Origin of the sequence: Stenotrophomonas maltophilia (assembly GCF_003970865.1) — a bacterium.
GTDB lineage: Bacteria > Pseudomonadota > Gammaproteobacteria > Xanthomonadales > Xanthomonadaceae > Stenotrophomonas > Stenotrophomonas maltophilia_AR.
The window spans coordinates 45,968-62,541 of the sequence record NZ_RXLZ01000025.1 but is presented as its reverse complement, the minus strand read 5'-3'; the positions used below and the strand labels follow the sequence as shown (position 1 = coordinate 62,541).

Here is a 16,574-nt window from a genome sequence, read left to right as displayed (position 1 = left end):
CCTTTTTTTTTGGTAATGTAAGTGATTTTTTGTTTTTTTCCAGTACAGAGGGCGGATGGGAGTGTGGGCTCACGCTTATGGGCGAGGAAGTTGGTATCAGGAACCGGTGCTGCTGGCCACCGAGAACGCACCGCCGGGCAAGCGCGCCTGGTACGGCATGTTCCCGCAGCTGGGCGCACCGCTCGGCTTCCTGCTGTCGGCCGGCATCTTCCTCGTGCTCGGCCGCTGCCTGAGCCAGGACGACTTCCTGCAGTGGGGCTGGCGCATTCCGTTCGTGGCCAGCGCGCTGCTGGTCGGCCTCGGTCTGTGGGTGCGCCTGAACATCCACGAGACGCCGGACTTCAAGAAGGCGCTGGAGCGCAAGGCGCCGGTGCGGCTGCCGATGTGGACGGTGCTGAGTGACCATCCGGTGCCGATGCTGCTGGGCACCCTGGGCGCGTTCGCCACCTTCGTGCTGTTCTACCTGATGACGGTGTTCAGTCTCGGCCATGGCACTGCGGTGCTGGGCTACAGCCGCGAGCAGTTCCTGCTGATGCAGATGGCCGGCATGCTGTTCTTCGCGCTGGGCATCCCGCTGTCGGCGCGCTATGGCGACCGTTGGGGCACGCGGCGCACGATGATCGTTGCCAGCGTACTGATCGTCGGCTTCGGTGTGCTGTTCGCACCACTGTTCCAGCCGCACAGCCCGTGGCTGGTCACTGGCTTCCTGTGCCTGGGCCTGTTCCTGATGGGCCTGACCTACGGCCCCTGCGGCACCTTCCTGGCCGAGATCTACCCGGTGGAGGTGCGCTACACCGGTGCATCGCTGTCATTCAACCTGGCCGGCATCCTCGGCGCGGCACCGGCGCCGTACCTGGCCACCTGGTTGGCCGAACGCTTCGGTCTGGTCGCGGTGGGCTACTACCTGTGCCTGACCGCGGTGGCGACCCTGTGCGCGCTGGTGGCACTGCACCGGCGCGCCCTGCAGCTCAACCAAAGAAACGCTTGAGCGTGCGCCCCAGCCAACCGCCGCCCTGGTGTTCGCGGGCGAACTGGTTCAGGTGCGCCTTGACCTGTTCGGCATAGGCCTGGTCATCGCCGCGGATGTGGTTGAACAGCCAGCGCGAGAGCATGGTGCGCAGTTCATCGCTGATGTCCTCGCCAGCCTGGAAGCGCATGCGGTATTCCGATACCCGCTTGATGAAGACCTCATGCACGCGCTTGTGCGCGGCACAGAACGGATAGCCCGCTTCCTCCATCAGCTCTTCCTCGAACGCGAAGTGCGACATGGTGTAGTCCACCACCTCGTCGATCACTTCACCCACCGCCGCACGCTGCATGCTGGCCTGGGCCACGTGCAGGTGGTTGAGCATCTCGATGATGCGACGGTGTTGTTGGTCGATCACATCGATGCCGATGTTCAGATCATCCTGCCAGACCAGTAGTGCCATCCCCGGCTCCCCTTCATGCATATGTCGGGGCCGACTGTAGAGCCGCCGCGCTGGTGCGGCGTTGATCTGGATCAAAGCACGCCGGTCAGGGCAGGGCAGGCTCGCGCGGGCGCAGCGGGCTGGCCACCGTGGTGCAGCTGACCCGGTTGCGGCCACCGGCCTTGGCCAGGTACAGCTGGCGGTCGGCTTCGGAGATCAACCGGTGCAGTGCATCGCGCTGCGGGCGCAGGCAGCACAGGCCGATGCTCACGGTCATGCGCAGGGTAGCGCTGCCGATGTCCACTTCCAGTGCGGCGATGCGCTGGCGCAGTTCCTCGAAGTACAGCAGCGCCTCGTCCTGTTCCATGTCCGGCACCAGCAGGCAGAACTCCTCGCCGCCGAAGCGTGCGATCAGGTCCTGGCTGCGTGCGTGTGCGGCCACCGCGCCGGCCACCGCCCGCAGCGCATCGTCGCCGGCTTCATGGCCATGGGTGTCGTTGATGTGCTTGAAGTGGTCGATGTCGATCATCGCCACCGCCACGCACTGGCCATGCAGCTGCAGTTGCGGCAGCTGGCGTTGGCTCTGCTCCAGGAAGCAGCGCCGGTTGGGCAGGCCGGTCAGGAAGTCGCGGGTGGCCAGATCCTGCAGGGTGCCGATCAGTTCCAGCTGGTCCACGTTCTGCGAGACACGGCAGAAGAACTCCTCACGCGAAAAGGGTTTCCGCAGGAAGTCATTGGCGCCGTTCTTCAGGAAGCGTGGGATCAGCGAGGCATCGGTATTGCCGGAGATGCCGATCACCGCCACCTTGTCGCGCGATCGCAGGGTACGCAGGCGGCGGGTGAACTCCACGCCCTGCATGCCGGGCATTTCCTGGTCGACCACGGCCAGGCGGATTGCAGGATGGGCCTCGATTGCAGCCAGGCCTTCGTTGCCGTCGGCCGCTTCATACACCTCATGGCCGTACATGCGCAGCAGGGCCGCGGCATAGCCACGCGCGGACGGCGAATCGTCCACCACCAGCGCGGCGATGCGACGGTTGCGTTCCAGCCGCTGCACCAGCCACACCAGGTAGTCGATGCTGCCAGGGGTGTTCTTCAGCACGTAGTCGATGATCTGCTGCTGCAGCACGCGCTTGCGCAGGTCCTCGTCGTACACGCCGCTGACCACCACGGTCGGCAGGTCGCGCTTGAGGAAGAACTCGACCACCGCATCGCGGTCGCCATCGGCCAGCACCAACCCGGTCAGCACCAGGAACCAGCCGCCGCCTTCGTTGAGCAGGCGGTCGGCCTCGGCCAGGGTGGAGGCAATCACCACCGGCAGTTCCAGGCGCTGCTCGATGGCTTCGCGCAGCATGCCGGTAAACGCACGGGAATTTTCGACCAGCAGGATCCGCTGTGGCAACGGATCGGCCAGGTCGCCATCGACGGCGGCCTGCGGCAGGACGGGCATGATGCGGTGGCTCACGAAGGAGGGCTCGGCACGGATAGCGGCGGTTTCGGGCGTAACTTTAGCCGGAGCCCTCGCTTGTGGACATATCTGCCCTGCGCGGTTCGGAGCAGTGCATCGGTTATCTTTGGGACGATAGAGTCAGGTTCGAAGGCTCCCTTCATGGCGCTCACAGTGCGGCATGGTTATGCTGGGTCGCACCACCCCTACTGGTGTCTTGGACACGACTGCGTCGAACGAAGGAACCCTTCAAGCGAGGTCGAACGCCATCCAGTAGTGGGGTGGCGAAACGGAATTGCCTGGAGTTGTCTTTCCAACCATCCATGGGGGTGAGCGTGAGATTTTCTGAATTGCGAGTGTTGCTTCCGGCCGCATTCCTTCTGTCTGCATCCGCTTTCAGCGCGTCGGCATGTTGTCCGAGCGATGACAATGGAGTCGCAATGGCCAAGAGCGGTTTGGGCGAATCGTTGCCGCTCGCGGCGGACCTGAGCCTCAATCCGAACTGGCGTGTCTACGGATTCGAACGCGAGGGGATCAACTACTATCAGGTCAATGACCTCTCTGGTCAGGTTGTGCTCATTGTCGCCAATGTTGAGGCCACATTCTGGACATTGCCCGCCGGAAAGCGCCCAGCCAAGGTATCGTTGCCAGCGCACCGGTTGACCCTCCCAGCGAAGGCACTCCGGCACGTAGTGTTCCGCAATGCGGAGTTTTCGCTGGTGGTGCATGGTGGTGGCGTGGACGCGATTTGGGTTATCGAGTCTGCGGGTACGCCTCGCTGAATCCCGCCGTAGAGACAAGGGGCGGAGGCGGAAAAGCAGGAGTCGGGTATGGCCGACTCCTGCAGGTTTTGGATGCCAGGATGCAGCAGGTGCCGATTCTCTATGCAATGTCAGTGCGGGCGATCCAAGCGGCGTGAGTGCTGCCATGTGAAATGCCGGTGGCAGGCTCCAGCAGCAGTACACGAACTCGATTTCCAGAGCAATCCACGCGACCTCCATAGGCAACTGCACGCGAGCTCAAGCGCTCTACCGCCAGCTTTGTTGTTTCGAGCATCAATTGACGATCGCGATCAAGCAGGGCAACGCTGAGCAGGATTCCCTGCTGGTCGCGCAGCCTGCCAGAACGCGCGCTAATCTGAATTTGCCCCTGTTCATTTTTGAGGAGCAGAGCCACGGCCTCTGTAAGCGTGCGGTAGGCTGCGAGCTGCAGCGCAATGCTCAACTGACAGGGATCCCCGGCTAGACGCGGAGGCACGATGCGATGCGTCTGATCCCAGCTTTCACGGATGCCACTGACCTGAAGGGCCAGATACAGCCCAACCTGCTCGACTTCAGTTGGATACACCAAGCTGGTCAGTTCGCGGAACTGGCGTGAATGCGCATTGGACGTAGTCAGAAGGTCCATGGCAGGCGAGTCATGTCCGTGCATTTTCAGCAGGTCGGCAGTCTGATTGAGGGAAGCCTCGATACCGTTGGCAATCCTTCTGAGATCCAAAGCGCGCTCCCTGAGATCCATCTCTCCGGCCATGTGTGCAGTGCGGGAGAGCTTGGCGGTCTGGCTGCCGTCCAGATCCCTCCGCACACGCTGGTGATAGTGCTGTGAGATCCGGGATCCCAGTGCCAATAGTGCCGTTCCCGCGACGGCAACTAGCTGTTGTGTCATGAAGGTTCGTTCATCGAATGAGCCGGGAAGTCCCGATGTTGGAGTCGTCATTGCGATGAGAATGTTCAGGAGCGGAACGCTGATTGCCGCGCCCTGCCATCCGTGAACGCAGGTCAGCACGATTGCCGGCAAGGTCATCGCCAGCTGCAGGGTTGTCTTGCTGGTGTCGGATAGGCCAGGGGCAAACGCTGTGAACAGCCCAAGACCAAGCATCAATGCGAGGGACGTAAGTGTCGGTGAAGAGCGCCAGAATCGCGACTCGGAAGCTAGGTTCCGCCTTGTCCACAACAGGGTGATCGGCGCCACTGTGAGAATTGCTATGTAGTCACCGAGGACAAATCGCATTGCCCTTGTGGCCAATGGAATACTGGAAGGGCTTTCCGACAGCAGATGAGCGAGCCCCAGTTTCAATGCTGTGGCGACCAGTGCGGCAGATACGGCGATCGATAGCAGCCATCCTTCCGAAGCCGCTGTTCTGGCCTTGCGGTGTGCTCCAACTACCAGCGCGACGGCAGGCATCAGGAAGGCCGACCCCAGGATTACCCAAGCCAGTCCGTATTTTTCTATTAGCGGGTATCGCAACTGAGCGAAGTACGCATACTCGCCAAGGAGCAAGTAGGGCCAGAGGCGAGGGGGGCATAGCAGCAGCGCCGCTACCCGGATGCCCGCAGGCAAGTAGAACTGGTCAAGAGAGATCTGTCGGGCTCCCCAGCACATCACGGCATAAAGCGCAGCGATGGCCAGTCCATGCGGCCGTACCCGAAAACTCAGATCAATTCCTTTTTTCCACCAATTCAATCCCAAGCCTCCCTTGCTCGATACATGGCAGCAGGCCCATCGATGATTGGACGCCCCATGGGGCGACAGTATCGGCAGAAGCAACAGTGCGCAATCGTGAGGTATCGACGAACATTGATCGGTCTACTGGGCGCGCCAACAAACATCACTTTCGAGAAGTGATCAATGTCTCGTTTTTTTGCAGTATCAGATTGCTGCCTGTGGGTCGTTTGGGTCGATTGGGCGAGTGGTTGCCTGAAACAAGGTGGAACGAGCTGTGTGGGTGAGATCTTCCTGTGCTTCCAGCAATACCATGCGGAGCCTGTTGCCAATAATGTCCATGTGGCCACCGTGGGCAATGACCCGGCCAAGAAATTGCTCGTTTGCCAGTTCCTTGGTTCGGCTTCCCAATGCCTCGTGCTGGTCCAGCAGGGCCACGCAGATGAACACGCCAAGTCTCCCCCTGAAGTTCCCACAGCGGATACGGACCGAAATCTGTCCGGATTCGCACTTCAGCAGGAGTGATACCGCATCCACCACAAGTCGGTATGCCGCAAGCTGCAGGCCAACCCCCAGTGGGCAGGGATCACCCATCAACCTGGGTTGCCCGATTCGATGCGTGGCGTTCCATGCCTCACGCACTCCACCCGCCTGCAAGGCCACGTACAAGCCCAGACGTTCCAGGGCGGCGGGATAGATCATGCTGGCCTGGGCCCGGAACAGGCGTGAATGCACCTCCGAGGTATGCCGCAGGCTGTCGGCCACGGCGTGATGACCCTGCGCATGCAGCCAGTTCACCATTTCGTTCAGCGACAGGTCCATGCCATCGCCCAGCTGGCGCAGATGGGCCGCGCGCTCACGCAGGTCCATCTCGCTGGCCAGATGTGAATTCCGCGCAAGCTGCAGGGCCGCTCTGCCATCTTCCTCGCGCAACCGGTGCTGGTTCTGGAAGTGGGTGATGCGGGCGCCCAGCAACAGCAGGGCGATGCTGGCGATGGCCATGGCCTGCTGGGTAGCGAAGGTAGCCGGGTCGAATGCCGTCGGATGGTCGGCGGGGGTGCTGACGCCAAGAATCATGTTAACGGCGGCGACACCGATGGCCGCACCGCGCCATCCCAGCAGGCATGTCAGGGCGATCGCGGGAATAGGCAGGATCAACAACAACTGCAGCGAGCCAGGGGCGGTGATCGAGGCAGGTACCGGCGTCGCCTGCAGGCCAATGACCAGCATGGCTCCGAGGGCTCCGACGGTGGCCGCAACAGACCGGATCGTCCATTGTTCCTCGGCGCGGCGGATCCACAGCAGTGCCAGAGGCGCCAGGATCAGGATGCCGGTGAAGTCGCCCAGCGCATAGCGCAATACGTTGGTGAGAAATGTCTCTTCATGCAACGGTTCCCAGATCAGGTACGAGATTCCCAGGTTGAGCAGGCTGATGACCGTCGCGGCGCATACCGCAATGGAGATCACGCCGAGGATCGTGGTGCGTGCCAGCAGCCTACGGTGCAGGCGTACGATCAGCATCACGGCAGGCATCAGGAACACCGAGGCCAGGATCACCCAGGTCAGGTTGTATTTACTGATCAGGGGGATGCGCAGATGCGCGAAGTAGGCGTATTCACCGATCAGCAGGTAGGGCCAAAGACGGGGCGGGCACAGCAGCAGTGCGGCCACCCGTACGCCAGCGGGCAGGAAGAACTGGTCCAGTGACAGCTTGCGCGCACCCCAGCAGGCGACGGCATAGACGAGTGCCAGCGCCAGCCCCTCGGGGCTGACCCGTATCCTCACCAGCAGGCCGTCTTTCCACCACTGCATCCACGTGCTCCCCAGCTCCTGCACCGATTATGTGGCTGGGGAGGGTCCCGCTACCACAACGCATCCCGCAGCTTGTACCACGACATCGCCGCCACCAGCAGTGGCGTGCGCAGCAGCCGGCCGCCGGGGAAGGGGGAATGCCGCAGGCGCTGGAACACGTCCAGACGCTCACTCTGGCCGGCAATGGCGGCGGCGATCACCTCGCCGGCCAGCCCGGCGGCGGCCACCCCATGGCCGGAGAACCCCTGCGCGAAGTACAGGTTGCCGTCCAGCCGGCCCCAATGCGGGGCGCGGTTGCGGGTAATGTCCACATAACCACCCCAGACCTGCTCCAATGCCACGTCGGCCAGCTGCGGGAATACCTGGTGCATGCGCCGCTGCATCACCCCGCGCAGGCCGGGCGGGGGCAATGCCGAGTAGCTGGCGCGGCCACCAAACAGCAGGCGGTGATCGTGGCTGAGACGGAAGTAGTCCAGTGCCCAGGCGGTGTCGGCCACGGCCATGTTGTTGCCGATCAGGGCACGGGCGCGCTCGGGACCCAGCGGAGCGCTGGCGCCGATATAGGTGCCGACCGGCATGATCCGCCGTTCCAGCTCGGGCAGCAGGCCCTGCAGCCAGGCATTGCCGGCCACCACCAGATGCGCAGCGCGCACGCTTCCCTGCGCGGTATGCAGGGTGGGCTGCGGTCCGCGCTGCACGCGGGTCACTGCGGAGTTTTCGTGAATCACCACGCCGGCCGCACGCGCCGCATCGGCCAGGCCGCGCGCATAGGCCAGCGGCTGCAGGTGCGCGCTGAGCGGATCGAACATCGCGGCGCGGTAGCGTGGGCTGTCCAGCTGGGCGCGCAGGACATCACGGTCCCACCACTGCATGGGGTAGTCGTAGTGGCGTTGCAGATGCTCGCAGTTGGCCCGCAGGTCGCGCTCATGGCGTTCGCGGATGGCGACGCTGGCGTGGCCTTCCACCCAATGGCAGTCGATGCCGTGGCGATCGATGCGTGTGCGCATTGCCTGCACCGCATCGCGTGACCAGTCGAACAGGTGGCGCGCATCATCACGACCGAGCTGACGCTCCAGTTCGTCCACCTCGCAGCCGTAGCCGACCAGCGCCTGGCCACCATTGCGGCCGGACGCGCCCCAACCGATCCGCTGCGCCTCCAGCACCACCACGCGCTGGCCACGCGTAGCCAGTTCAAGTGCGGTGGTCAGGCCGGTATAACCCGCGCCGAGCACTGCGACATCGGCCTGAACCTCACCCTGCAGCGGGGGCAGCGCGGGTGGTTCGGGCAGGCTGGCGGCATACCAGCTGGGCGGGAAGGCGGCGCTCACAGCGGGCCTCGCGGGCGCAGTGCGGGACGGGGGAGTGGGGCAGGACGATCAGCATTCACCCGCGTAGTTTCGCCGATGCGTGACAGCCATGGTGTGACGGCGACGACTTGCCGCCTTCGCCGGGCGACGGGTAACGTGTTGGCACGCCAAGGAGTTTTCCCATGCGCCGCCTGCCCTGGGTGGGCCTGCCCACCGACAGTACCGTGCTCGGCCACCACCGCTTTGCGGTGGCTGGCGAGAAGTACGTGCGCGCGCTGGCCGAGGCCGCCGAAGTGACCCCGGTGGTACTGCCAAGCCTGCAGCCGCCGTTGCCGGCCGGCGACTGGCTGCAGGGGCTCGATGGCCTGCTGTTGACCGGCGCGGTCAGCAACATCGAACCGCAGCACTACGAGGGCGGCCGCAGCTGGCCGGGCAATCCGCATGACCCGGCCCGTGATGCCAATGCCTTCGCGCTGCTGCGCGAGGCGCTGGCGCTGGACCTGCCGGTACTGGCGATCTGCCGCGGCTTCCAGGAACTGAACGTCGCGCTGGGTGGCAGCCTGCATCCGCAGGTGCACGCGGTGCCTGGCCTGGCCGACCATCGCGAAGACCCACAGGCGCCGGTGGAGGTGCAGTATGGGCCGGCCCACGCGGTTACCCTGGTTGCCGATGGCTGGCTGGCGCAGTGGCACGGCAGTGACCGGACGCAGGTCAATTCAGTGCACGGGCAGGGCCTTGCCCGCCTCGCGCAGGGCCTGCAGGTCGAGGCCGTGGCCGATGATGGACTGGTCGAGGCGGCGCGCAGCCTGCACCATGGTTTCGTGCTCGGCGTACAGTGGCACCCGGAGTGGCGTGTCATGCAGACGCCGTTCTATCACGCTATTTTCCGTGCGTTCGGCCAAGCTTGCCGGCAGCACCAACAGAACCGACTGGATTCCCGATGAGTTCCCGAACGCGCCCGCGCAAGACGGCCACGCCCCCCGCACCGCAGGAAAGCAGCCTGCTGCGCTGGCTGAAAGAACGGCGCATCACCGAGGTCGAGTGCCTGGTGCCGGACATCACCGGCAACGCGCGCGGCAAGATCATTCCCGCCGACAAGTTCTCGCACGACTACGGTACGCGGCTGCCCGAAGGCATCTTCGCCACGACCGTCACCGGCGAGTTCCCTGACGATTACTACGACCTGACGTCGCCGTCGGACTCGGACATGATGCTGCGCCCCGATCCGGACACGGTGCGCATGGTGCCGTGGGCGGCCGATGCCACCGCGCAGGTCATCCACGATTGCTACACCAAGAACGGTGAGCCACACGAACTGGCACCGCGCAATGTGCTGCGTCGCGTGCTGGCGGCCTACGCCGAACTGGGCCTGCGCCCGGTGGTGGCGCCGGAGCTGGAGTTCTTCCTGGTGCAGAAGAACACCGACCCGGACTTCCCGCTGCTGCCACCGGCCGGCCGCTCCGGGCGCCCGGAAACCGCGCGGCAGTCGTACTCGATCGACGCGGTCAACGAATTCGACCCGATCCTCGACCTGATGTACGACTACGCCGATGCGATGAAGCTGGACGTGGACACGCTGATCCACGAATCCGGCGCGGCGCAGCTGGAGGTCAACTTCACCCACGCCGATGCGATGGACCTGGCTGACCAGGTGTTCCTGTTCAAGCGCACCATGCGCGAGGCGGCGATGCGCCACGGCGTGTATGCCACCTTCCTGGCCAAGCCGATGGAGAACGAGCCGGGCAGCGCCATGCACATCCACCAGAGCCTGGTGCGGGTGAGCGATGGCAGCAATGTGTTCGCCGGTGAGACCGATGCCGAGGGCGAGTTCAGCCCGGTGTTCGGCCACTACCTGGGCGGCCTGCAGAAGTACGTGCCGCAGGCGATGGCCTTCTTCGCGCCCAACGTCAATTCCTACCGCCGCCTGGTGTTCGGCGAGGTCTCGCCCAGCAACGTGCACTGGGGCTACGACAACCGTACCTGCGGCCTGCGTGTGCCGCTGGATACACCGGAAAACATGCGCGTGGAAAGCCGCTTCGCCGGGTCCGACGCCAACCCCTACCTGGCGATGGCGGCGACCCTGGCCTGCGGCCTGCTGGGCATCCGCGAGCGCTTGGCACCGGATGCGCCGGTGACCGGCAGTGCCAAGGAACTGGGCTACAACCTGCCGCGCTCGCTGGGCGAGGCGCTGGACGGACTGGAGCAGTGCAGCGAGCTGCAGGCACTGCTCGGCGAGCGCTTCTGCCGCGCCTACATCTCGGTCAAGCGCAAGGAATACGAGACCTTCTTCCGCGTCATCAGCTCGTGGGAGCGCGAGTTCCTGCTGCTGAACGTCTGAGCATCTGGAATAGAAAAATCCGCCGCCGGGGGGTAGGCTGGCACCCGTTGCCGGCCCCGCCGGCCCCCCTTTCCGCATTCTGGAGCACCCGATGAAGCTGCGTATCCTCACGCTCAGCCTGGCCTCCGCCATGCTCGCCGCCTGCAGCGGTGGCAACGGCGGCGCGCAGGACAGCCAGGTCCTGAACGTCTACAACTACAGCGATTACATCGCCGAGGACACCATCCCGACCTTCGAGAAGGAGAGCGGCATCAAGGTGACCTACGATGTGTTCGACAGTGATGAGATGGTCGAGACCAAGCTGCTGGCCGGCAACAGCGGCTACGACGTGGTGGTGCCGACCCTGAACTTCTTCGGCCGCCAGATCCAGGCCGGCGTGTTCCTGCCGCTGGACAAGAGCAAGATTCCGAACCTGGCCAATCTCGATCCGGCGGTGATGAAGCGCATCGCCACCCAGGACCCGGGCAACCAGTACGGCGTGCCGTACATGATCGGCACCACCGGCATCGGCTACAACGTGGAGATGCTGAAGCAGCGCTTTGGCGGCAGCACCGACATCGCCAACAGCTGGGACCTGGTGTTCAAGCCGGAGAACATCAGCAAGATGAAGGACTGCGGCGTGACCATCCTGGACACGCCGGCGGACATGATCCCGATCGCGCTGCATTACCTGGGCCTGGACCCGCACAGCGGCGATGCGGCCGAGCTGCAGAAGGCTGCCGACCTGCTGAAGTCGATCCGCCCCTACGTGCAGAATTTCCACTCCTCGCAGTACGTGGGTTCGCTGGCCAATGGCGGCACCTGCCTGGTGGTGGGCTGGTCGGGTGACATCATCCAGGCCCGCGACCGCGCCGAGGAAGCCAGCAATGGCGTGCACGTGGCCTATTCGATCCCGAAGGAAGGTGCCCCGCAGTGGTTCGACATGCTGGCGATCCCGAAGGATGCCAAGCATCCGGAAGCCGCTTACGCGTTCATCAACTATCTGCTGCAGCCGAAGGTTGCCGCGGCCAACACCAACTTCATCCACTACGCCAACCCGGTGCCGACTGCGACTCCGCTGGTGGATGAGGCGATCCGTACCGACCCGACCATCTACCCGCCGGCCGACGTGGCCGAGAAGATGTTCACCTATTCGATCAACACGCCGGAGACCGACAAGCTCTACACCCGGCTGTGGACCGAGGTGAAGACCGGCCGTTAAGCCGGTCTGGCGCCACCGGGTCATGCCCGGCGGCTCCCTTACCCTGCGCCGAAGCCGGTACTCCCGCTTCGGCCCAGGTGCCGCAGGATGGCCGGCAACAGGTCGCGTGCATCGCGACCGCCGTTGCACAGGAACGACGAACTCATCCGCTGCAGGTTGTGCATGCCGATGAAGAACAGCCCCGGCTGCGGTGAAACACCGAAATCACCGAGCGGGTAGCCGTGTGCATCCAGCGCGCCCTGCACGTCCAGCCAGGGCCATTCGGCGACGAAACCGGTGGCCAGCACCACCGAGCGGATGCCTGCGGCCTGCAGATCCAGCTCGCACGGGGACGGTTCCGGGTCCCAGTGCAGATAGACCTCTTCGGGAATGTAGCGGGCATCGTCGGTGCGTGGTTCGGGCCGCGTGGCGTAGTACGCGCTGGCCAGCGAATCGAGATAGTCATATTCGCTCCGTGTCGCCTCGATCGCGGTGCGCAGCTGCGGGCGGACATCGGCGAAGCGGGCGCTGTTTCCACTGAACTCCTGCAACCGGCCCAGCAACCTGATGCCTGCGCGGTGCATCGCCAGCAGGCTGATCGAGCTGCCCAGGCCGGCACTTCCCTTGCCGGAGATCAGCGGGAACTCGGCGGTGCGGGCCTTGCGCAGCGCATCCGGTTGTCCGGCCAGTACGGCGGCCGCTTCACTCACATGCTGGTGGATGCGCCCGGCCATGTCCCACCAGGTCATCGAGTCCTTGCCGCGCAGCCGACGGGTATGCGAATGACGCTGGGCCAGTGACCAGGACACGCTGCGACCGCTGTCGCGCAGGTCCTGGGCGATCTGTGCGCCTGACTGCCCACCCCCGATGACCAGCACGGCGCCATCGGGCAGCTGGCGGGCACTGCGGTAGTCGCCCGAGTGCAGCACGGTCAGGCCTGGCGCGGCCGCGAAAGGCACCCGGGGCATCCGCGCGCGGCGGTATTCACCCGTGGCGACCACCACTGCGCGGGCGTGGAGCGGCCCCTGGCTGCTGTCGATGGCGTAGCCACCGTGGTCAGGTCCAACCCGATGTACCCCGCATCCCTCGCTGATCGGCAACGAGCGTTCGTCGGCATAGTCGCGCAGCCGCCGGATCACCTCCGGGGCCCCCATGAAGCCTTCCGGGTCATCGCCGGCATAGGCATGACCGTGCAGGGCCATCGTCGCGTTGGCGGTGTTGGTCTGGAACGACTCCCAGCGCCGCCGCCAGCTGGCGCCCACGGTTTCGGCCTCCAGCACGCGATGCTCGACGCCGGCCTCCTGCAGGAGCGCGCTGAGTGACAACCCGGCCTGGCCGGCGCCGATGATGACCAGCGGCAGCCGTGCAGGCAGGGAGCCTGGCAGGCGGGGCGGGAAAGGGGAGGAGCTGTCCGGGGAAATCACCAGTGTGGGTCCATGCAAGGCCTTGATCCGGGGCATTGCGCGGGCAATGGCCCGGGCCTTCAACAGATCCGGTTCTGAAAAACGTTGCAGATCGGGGCGTCGCCCGTGGTGTCTGGCCGGGACGGCCGCAGGGGCGTCCAGGGGGGCCGGGCCTTTTGTGCGGACAGGCCACCGTGGCGGGGGAAAACCGACACTCCTCGGGCCTCCGGGGCCGGCCAGCGACCGCTTCCGCCTGCCTCCGTCATATCCCCTGCGGCCCCCGGCCGTTAGAATGGCGGCCGCTGTCCACCGCCCGCTCCCGGAGCCCCCATGCCCGTTGAAGCCCAGCCGGCAGCCGCCGTCGTCGACACGACCGGTGCGCCCGGCTATCTCTCCATTCGTGACCTGCGCAAGGAATTCGACGGTTTCGTCGCCGTCGACGACGTCAATCTGGACGTGCGCAAGGGCGAGATCTTTGCCCTGCTCGGTGGCTCCGGCAGTGGCAAATCGACCCTGCTGCGCTGCCTGGGCGGCTTCGAGACGCCCACCAAGGGCAGCATCACCCTCGATGGCCAGCGCCTGGACGCGCTGCCGCCGTACCAGCGGCCGGTCAACATGATGTTCCAGTCCTATGCGCTGTTCCCGCACATGACGGTCGAGCAGAACATCGCCTTCGGCCTGAAGCAGGATGGCCTGGGCAAGGACGCGATCAGCAAGCGCGTCGGCGAGATGCTCGACCTGGTGCAGATGGGTCACCTGGGCAAGCGCAAGCCGCACCAGCTGTCCGGCGGCCAGCAGCAGCGCGTTGCGCTGGCGCGGTCGCTGGCCAAGGGGCCGAAGCTGCTGCTGCTGGACGAACCGATGGGCGCGCTGGACAAGAAGCTGCGCTCGCAGATGCAGCTGGAACTGGTCAGCATCATCGAGTCGTCGGGCGTGACCTGCGTGATGGTCACCCACGACCAGGAAGAAGCGATGACCATGGCTACCCGCATCGCAGTGATGGATGCCGGCTGGATCCAGCAGGTCGGCAAGCCGGACGAGGTCTACGAGCAGCCGGCCAACCGCTTCGTCGCCGAGTTCATCGGTTCGGTCAACCTGTTCGACGGGGTGATCGACGAGGACCTGCCCGAGTACGTGACCGTGCGCTCGCCGCTGTTCCCGGCGCCGATCTACATCGCCCATGGCATCACCGGGTATGAAGGGCAGCCGGTCGCGTTCGCGCTGCGCCCCGAGAAGGTGATGATCGGCAAGGACGAGCCGGAAGGGCACACCAACAAGGCCCAGGGCGTGATCGAGGACATCGCCTACTTCGGCAGCCATTCGGTCTACCACGTGCGCCTGCCCAGCGGTGCCAAGGTGCTGGCCAACTTTGCCAACTCGCAGCGCTGGGCCAGCGATGGCCTGACTTGGGGTGACGAGGTGTGGGTGCACTGGCGCGACAACGACGGCGTGGTGCTGACCTCATGAGCACGGCCGGACTGAAGCGCTGGCTGCCGGGGCTGCGTGCCACGGTGATCGGCATTCCGTATCTGTGGCTGCTGCTGTTCTTCGCAGTGCCGTTCCTGATCGTGCTGATGATCAGCTTCTCGCTCAGCCGGGTCGGCTCGCCGCCGTACACCTGGCTGCTGCAGTACGCCGACGGCGGCTTCTCGCTGAAGCTGAACCTGGAAAACTACCTGGCGCTGTTCCGCGATTCGATCTATGCGCAGGCCTTCCTGAGCTCGATCAGGATCGCGGCGATCTCGACCTTCCTGACCCTGCTGATCGGCTACCCGATGGCCTATGCCATTGCGCGCCTGTCGCCGGCCGCGCGCAACGTGGCGATGATGCTGGTGGTGCTGCCGTCGTGGACCTCGTTCCTGATCCGCGTGTATGCATGGAAGGCGATCCTGGACCGCAACGGCCTGCTCGACCAGTTCCTGCAGTTCACCGGCCTGCAATCGCTGATGACCAGCATGGGCCTGCCCAAGCTGCAGCTGATCGACACCCCGACCGCCGCCTATATCGGCATCGTCTACTGCTACCTGCCGTTCATGGTGCTGCCGCTGTACGCCAACCTGGTCAAGCATGACCACCGCCTGCTGGAAGCCGCCTACGACCTCGGTGCCAAGCCGTGGCAGGCGTTCCTGCGCATTACCCTGCCGCTGTCGAAGGCGGGCATCATCGCCGGTTGCATGCTGGTGATGATTCCGGCCATCGGCGAATTCGTGATCCCCGAGATGCTGGGTGGCTCGGAGACACTGATGGTCGGCCGCCAGCTGTGGAACGAGTTCTTCAACAACCGCAACTGGCCGGGCGCCTCGGCGATGGCGGTGGCGATGATCCTGTTGCTGCTGGTGCCGATCCTGCTGTTCAACCGTTCCCAGCAGCGCCTGCTGGAAGGGAAGCAGGCATGAGCCCGCGTAGCGCTAAGGGCCTGGGGCTGGGCGTGCTGCTGCTCGGCTTCGCCTTCCTGTACCTGCCGATCCTGCTGTTGATGTTCTATTCGTTCAACAGCTCGCGGCTGGCGATGGTCTGGGCCGGGTTCTCCACCCGCGCCTACAGCGACCTGTTCGCCGACCGCGCGCTGATGGATGCGATGTGGACCAGCCTGGTGGTCGCGTTCTGGACCGCCTGCACGGCCACCGTGCTGGGTACGCTGGCGGCGATGGTGATGACCCGCTTCAAGCGCTTCCGTGGCAAGCCGCTGTTCGGCGCGCTGGTGACCGCGCCGCTGGTGATGCCGGATGTGATCCTGGGCTTCTCGCTGATGGCGCTGCTGGCTTCGATGGGCGCGATTCCCGGCTTCCCGGCACGCGGCCTGACCACCATCTGGATCGCCCACGTCACCTTCACCCTGTGCTTCGTCACCGTGGTGGTGTCCTCGCGCCTGCAGGAAATGGACCTGTCGCTGGAAGAAGCGGCGATGGATCTGGGCGCCAGCCGGTTGACCGTGTTCGGCCGCATCACCCTGCCGATCATCGCGCCGGCGCTGGTGGCGGGCTGGCTGCTGGCGTTCACCCTGTCGCTGGATGACGTGGTGGTGGCCAGCTTCGTGGCCACGCCGGGCTCGACCACGCTGCCGATGAAGGTGTTCGCCTCGGTGCGCATGGGCATCAGCCCGAAGATCAACGCACTGGCCACCCTGCTGGTATCGGCGGTCTCGATCGCTGCGGTGATCGGCTGGTACATCAATGCCCGCGCCGAGAAGCGGCGCCAGCGCGACCTGCAGCTGGCACGCCAGGACAACGGCTGAG

13 protein-coding genes and 1 pseudogene are annotated in these 16,574 nt (G+C 64.9%); 8 read left to right on the top strand and 6 right to left on the bottom strand.

The annotated features are described in order from the left end of the window. Positions 1-79: 79 nt before the first annotated feature. Positions 80-988: pseudogene (locus EKL94_RS10370) on the top strand (MFS transporter); the annotation flags it as partial. On the opposite strand, the gene EKL94_RS10365 reads toward EKL94_RS10370, so the two are convergent. Both EKL94_RS10365 and EKL94_RS10360 read right to left on the bottom strand, forming a co-directional pair. Continuing rightward, positions 969-1,430, bottom strand: a complete 462-nt coding sequence (locus EKL94_RS10365; protein WP_004151683.1) for a bacteriohemerythrin — start codon at positions 1,428-1,430, stop codon at positions 969-971. The pseudogene EKL94_RS10370 and the gene EKL94_RS10365 sit on opposite strands and share 20 nt — an antisense overlap. Before the next feature lie 85 nt (positions 1,431-1,515). Beyond that, entirely contained in the window at positions 1,516-2,859 is a 1,344-nt protein-coding gene (locus EKL94_RS10360; RefSeq protein ID WP_126929024.1) for a diguanylate cyclase, read from the bottom strand. Between the two features lie 437 nt (positions 2,860-3,296). Between EKL94_RS10360 and EKL94_RS10355 the strand changes: the two genes are divergently transcribed. Continuing rightward, positions 3,297-3,638 (top strand): hypothetical protein, encoded by a 342-nt coding sequence (locus EKL94_RS10355; RefSeq protein WP_254113673.1) that lies wholly within the window; start codon positions 3,297-3,299, stop codon positions 3,636-3,638. A 100-nt stretch (positions 3,639-3,738) separates the two neighbouring features. Here EKL94_RS10355 and EKL94_RS10350 read toward each other — a convergent pair whose 3' ends face one another. From EKL94_RS10350 to EKL94_RS10340, 3 genes are all read right to left on the bottom strand, one after another. Further along, on the bottom strand, positions 3,739-5,319 hold the full coding sequence (locus EKL94_RS10350) for an MASE1 domain-containing protein (RefSeq protein WP_260473412.1): 1,581 nt from the start codon (positions 5,317-5,319) through the stop codon (positions 3,739-3,741). 186 nt (positions 5,320-5,505) lie between these two features. Next, a complete protein-coding gene (locus tag EKL94_RS10345; RefSeq protein WP_126929023.1) occupies positions 5,506-7,110 on the bottom strand; it encodes an MASE1 domain-containing protein in 1,605 nt (534 codons plus the stop codon). A gap of 50 nt (positions 7,111-7,160) precedes the next feature. Continuing rightward, positions 7,161-8,438 (bottom strand): NAD(P)/FAD-dependent oxidoreductase, encoded by a 1,278-nt coding sequence (locus tag EKL94_RS10340; RefSeq protein ID WP_126929022.1) that lies wholly within the window; start codon positions 8,436-8,438, stop codon positions 7,161-7,163. Between the two features lie 161 nt (positions 8,439-8,599). On the opposite strand from EKL94_RS10340, the gene EKL94_RS10335 reads away from it, so the two are divergent. From EKL94_RS10335 to EKL94_RS10325, 3 genes are all read left to right on the top strand, one after another. Then, the gene (locus EKL94_RS10335) at positions 8,600-9,361 is read left to right on the top strand and encodes a gamma-glutamyl-gamma-aminobutyrate hydrolase family protein (RefSeq protein WP_126929021.1); all 762 of its coding nucleotides are present in this window, start codon (positions 8,600-8,602) and stop codon (positions 9,359-9,361) included. Next, entirely contained in the window at positions 9,358-10,755 is a 1,398-nt protein-coding gene (locus EKL94_RS10330) for a glutamine synthetase family protein (RefSeq protein WP_094000138.1), read from the top strand. Before EKL94_RS10335 ends, EKL94_RS10330 begins: the two co-directional genes overlap by 4 nt. 91 nt (positions 10,756-10,846) lie before the next feature. Beyond that, positions 10,847-11,956 (top strand): polyamine ABC transporter substrate-binding protein, encoded by a 1,110-nt coding sequence (locus tag EKL94_RS10325; RefSeq protein WP_126929020.1) that lies wholly within the window; start codon positions 10,847-10,849, stop codon positions 11,954-11,956. Positions 11,957-11,994: 38 nt separating this feature from the next. Here EKL94_RS10325 and EKL94_RS10320 read toward each other — a convergent pair whose 3' ends face one another. Continuing rightward, positions 11,995-13,395, bottom strand: coding sequence for a flavin-containing monooxygenase (locus EKL94_RS10320; protein ID WP_126929019.1), 1,401 nt, complete (start codon positions 13,393-13,395; stop codon positions 11,995-11,997). A gap of 273 nt (positions 13,396-13,668) precedes the next feature. On the opposite strand from EKL94_RS10320, the gene EKL94_RS10315 reads away from it, so the two are divergent. From EKL94_RS10315 to EKL94_RS10305, 3 genes are read left to right on the top strand one after another with little or no spacing between them, the layout of a single operon-like run. After that, entirely contained in the window at positions 13,669-14,805 is a 1,137-nt protein-coding gene (locus tag EKL94_RS10315) for an ABC transporter ATP-binding protein (RefSeq protein ID WP_126929018.1), read from the top strand. Further along, positions 14,802-15,734 carry an ABC transporter permease subunit gene (locus EKL94_RS10310; protein WP_126929017.1) on the top strand — a complete coding sequence of 311 codons (933 nt, stop codon included), beginning with the start codon at positions 14,802-14,804 and terminating at the stop codon, positions 15,732-15,734. The genes EKL94_RS10315 and EKL94_RS10310 overlap by 4 nt, the downstream gene beginning before the upstream one ends. Further along, positions 15,731-16,573 (top strand): ABC transporter permease subunit, encoded by an 843-nt coding sequence (locus EKL94_RS10305; RefSeq protein ID WP_008267688.1) that lies wholly within the window; start codon positions 15,731-15,733, stop codon positions 16,571-16,573. Before EKL94_RS10310 ends, EKL94_RS10305 begins: the two co-directional genes overlap by 4 nt. The last annotated feature ends 1 nt before the right edge of the window (position 16,574 follow it).

What these genes read in the sequence shown, in the direction of transcription:
- EKL94_RS10360 (WP_126929024.1), bottom strand. Translation starts at nt 2,859, where the DNA reads ATGCCCGTCCTGCCGCAGGCCGCCGTCGATGGCGACCTGGCCGATCCG.
- EKL94_RS10305 (WP_008267688.1), top strand. Translation starts at nt 15,731, where the DNA reads ATGAGCCCGCGTAGCGCTAAGGGCCTGGGGCTGGGCGTGCTGCTGCTC.
- EKL94_RS10345 (WP_126929023.1), bottom strand. Translation starts at nt 7,110, where the DNA reads ATGCAGTGGTGGAAAGACGGCCTGCTGGTGAGGATACGGGTCAGCCCC.
- EKL94_RS10330 (WP_094000138.1), top strand. Translation starts at nt 9,358, where the DNA reads ATGAGTTCCCGAACGCGCCCGCGCAAGACGGCCACGCCCCCCGCACCG.
- EKL94_RS10320 (WP_126929019.1), bottom strand. Translation starts at nt 13,395, where the DNA reads ATGCCCCGGATCAAGGCCTTGCATGGACCCACACTGGTGATTTCCCCG.
- EKL94_RS10365 (WP_004151683.1), bottom strand. Translation starts at nt 1,430, where the DNA reads ATGGCACTACTGGTCTGGCAGGATGATCTGAACATCGGCATCGATGTG.
- EKL94_RS10315 (WP_126929018.1), top strand. Translation starts at nt 13,669, where the DNA reads ATGCCCGTTGAAGCCCAGCCGGCAGCCGCCGTCGTCGACACGACCGGT.
- EKL94_RS10310 (WP_126929017.1), top strand. Translation starts at nt 14,802, where the DNA reads ATGAGCACGGCCGGACTGAAGCGCTGGCTGCCGGGGCTGCGTGCCACG.
- EKL94_RS10325 (WP_126929020.1), top strand. Translation starts at nt 10,847, where the DNA reads ATGAAGCTGCGTATCCTCACGCTCAGCCTGGCCTCCGCCATGCTCGCC.
- EKL94_RS10335 (WP_126929021.1), top strand. Translation starts at nt 8,600, where the DNA reads ATGCGCCGCCTGCCCTGGGTGGGCCTGCCCACCGACAGTACCGTGCTC.
- EKL94_RS10355 (WP_254113673.1), top strand. Translation starts at nt 3,297, where the DNA reads ATGGCCAAGAGCGGTTTGGGCGAATCGTTGCCGCTCGCGGCGGACCTG.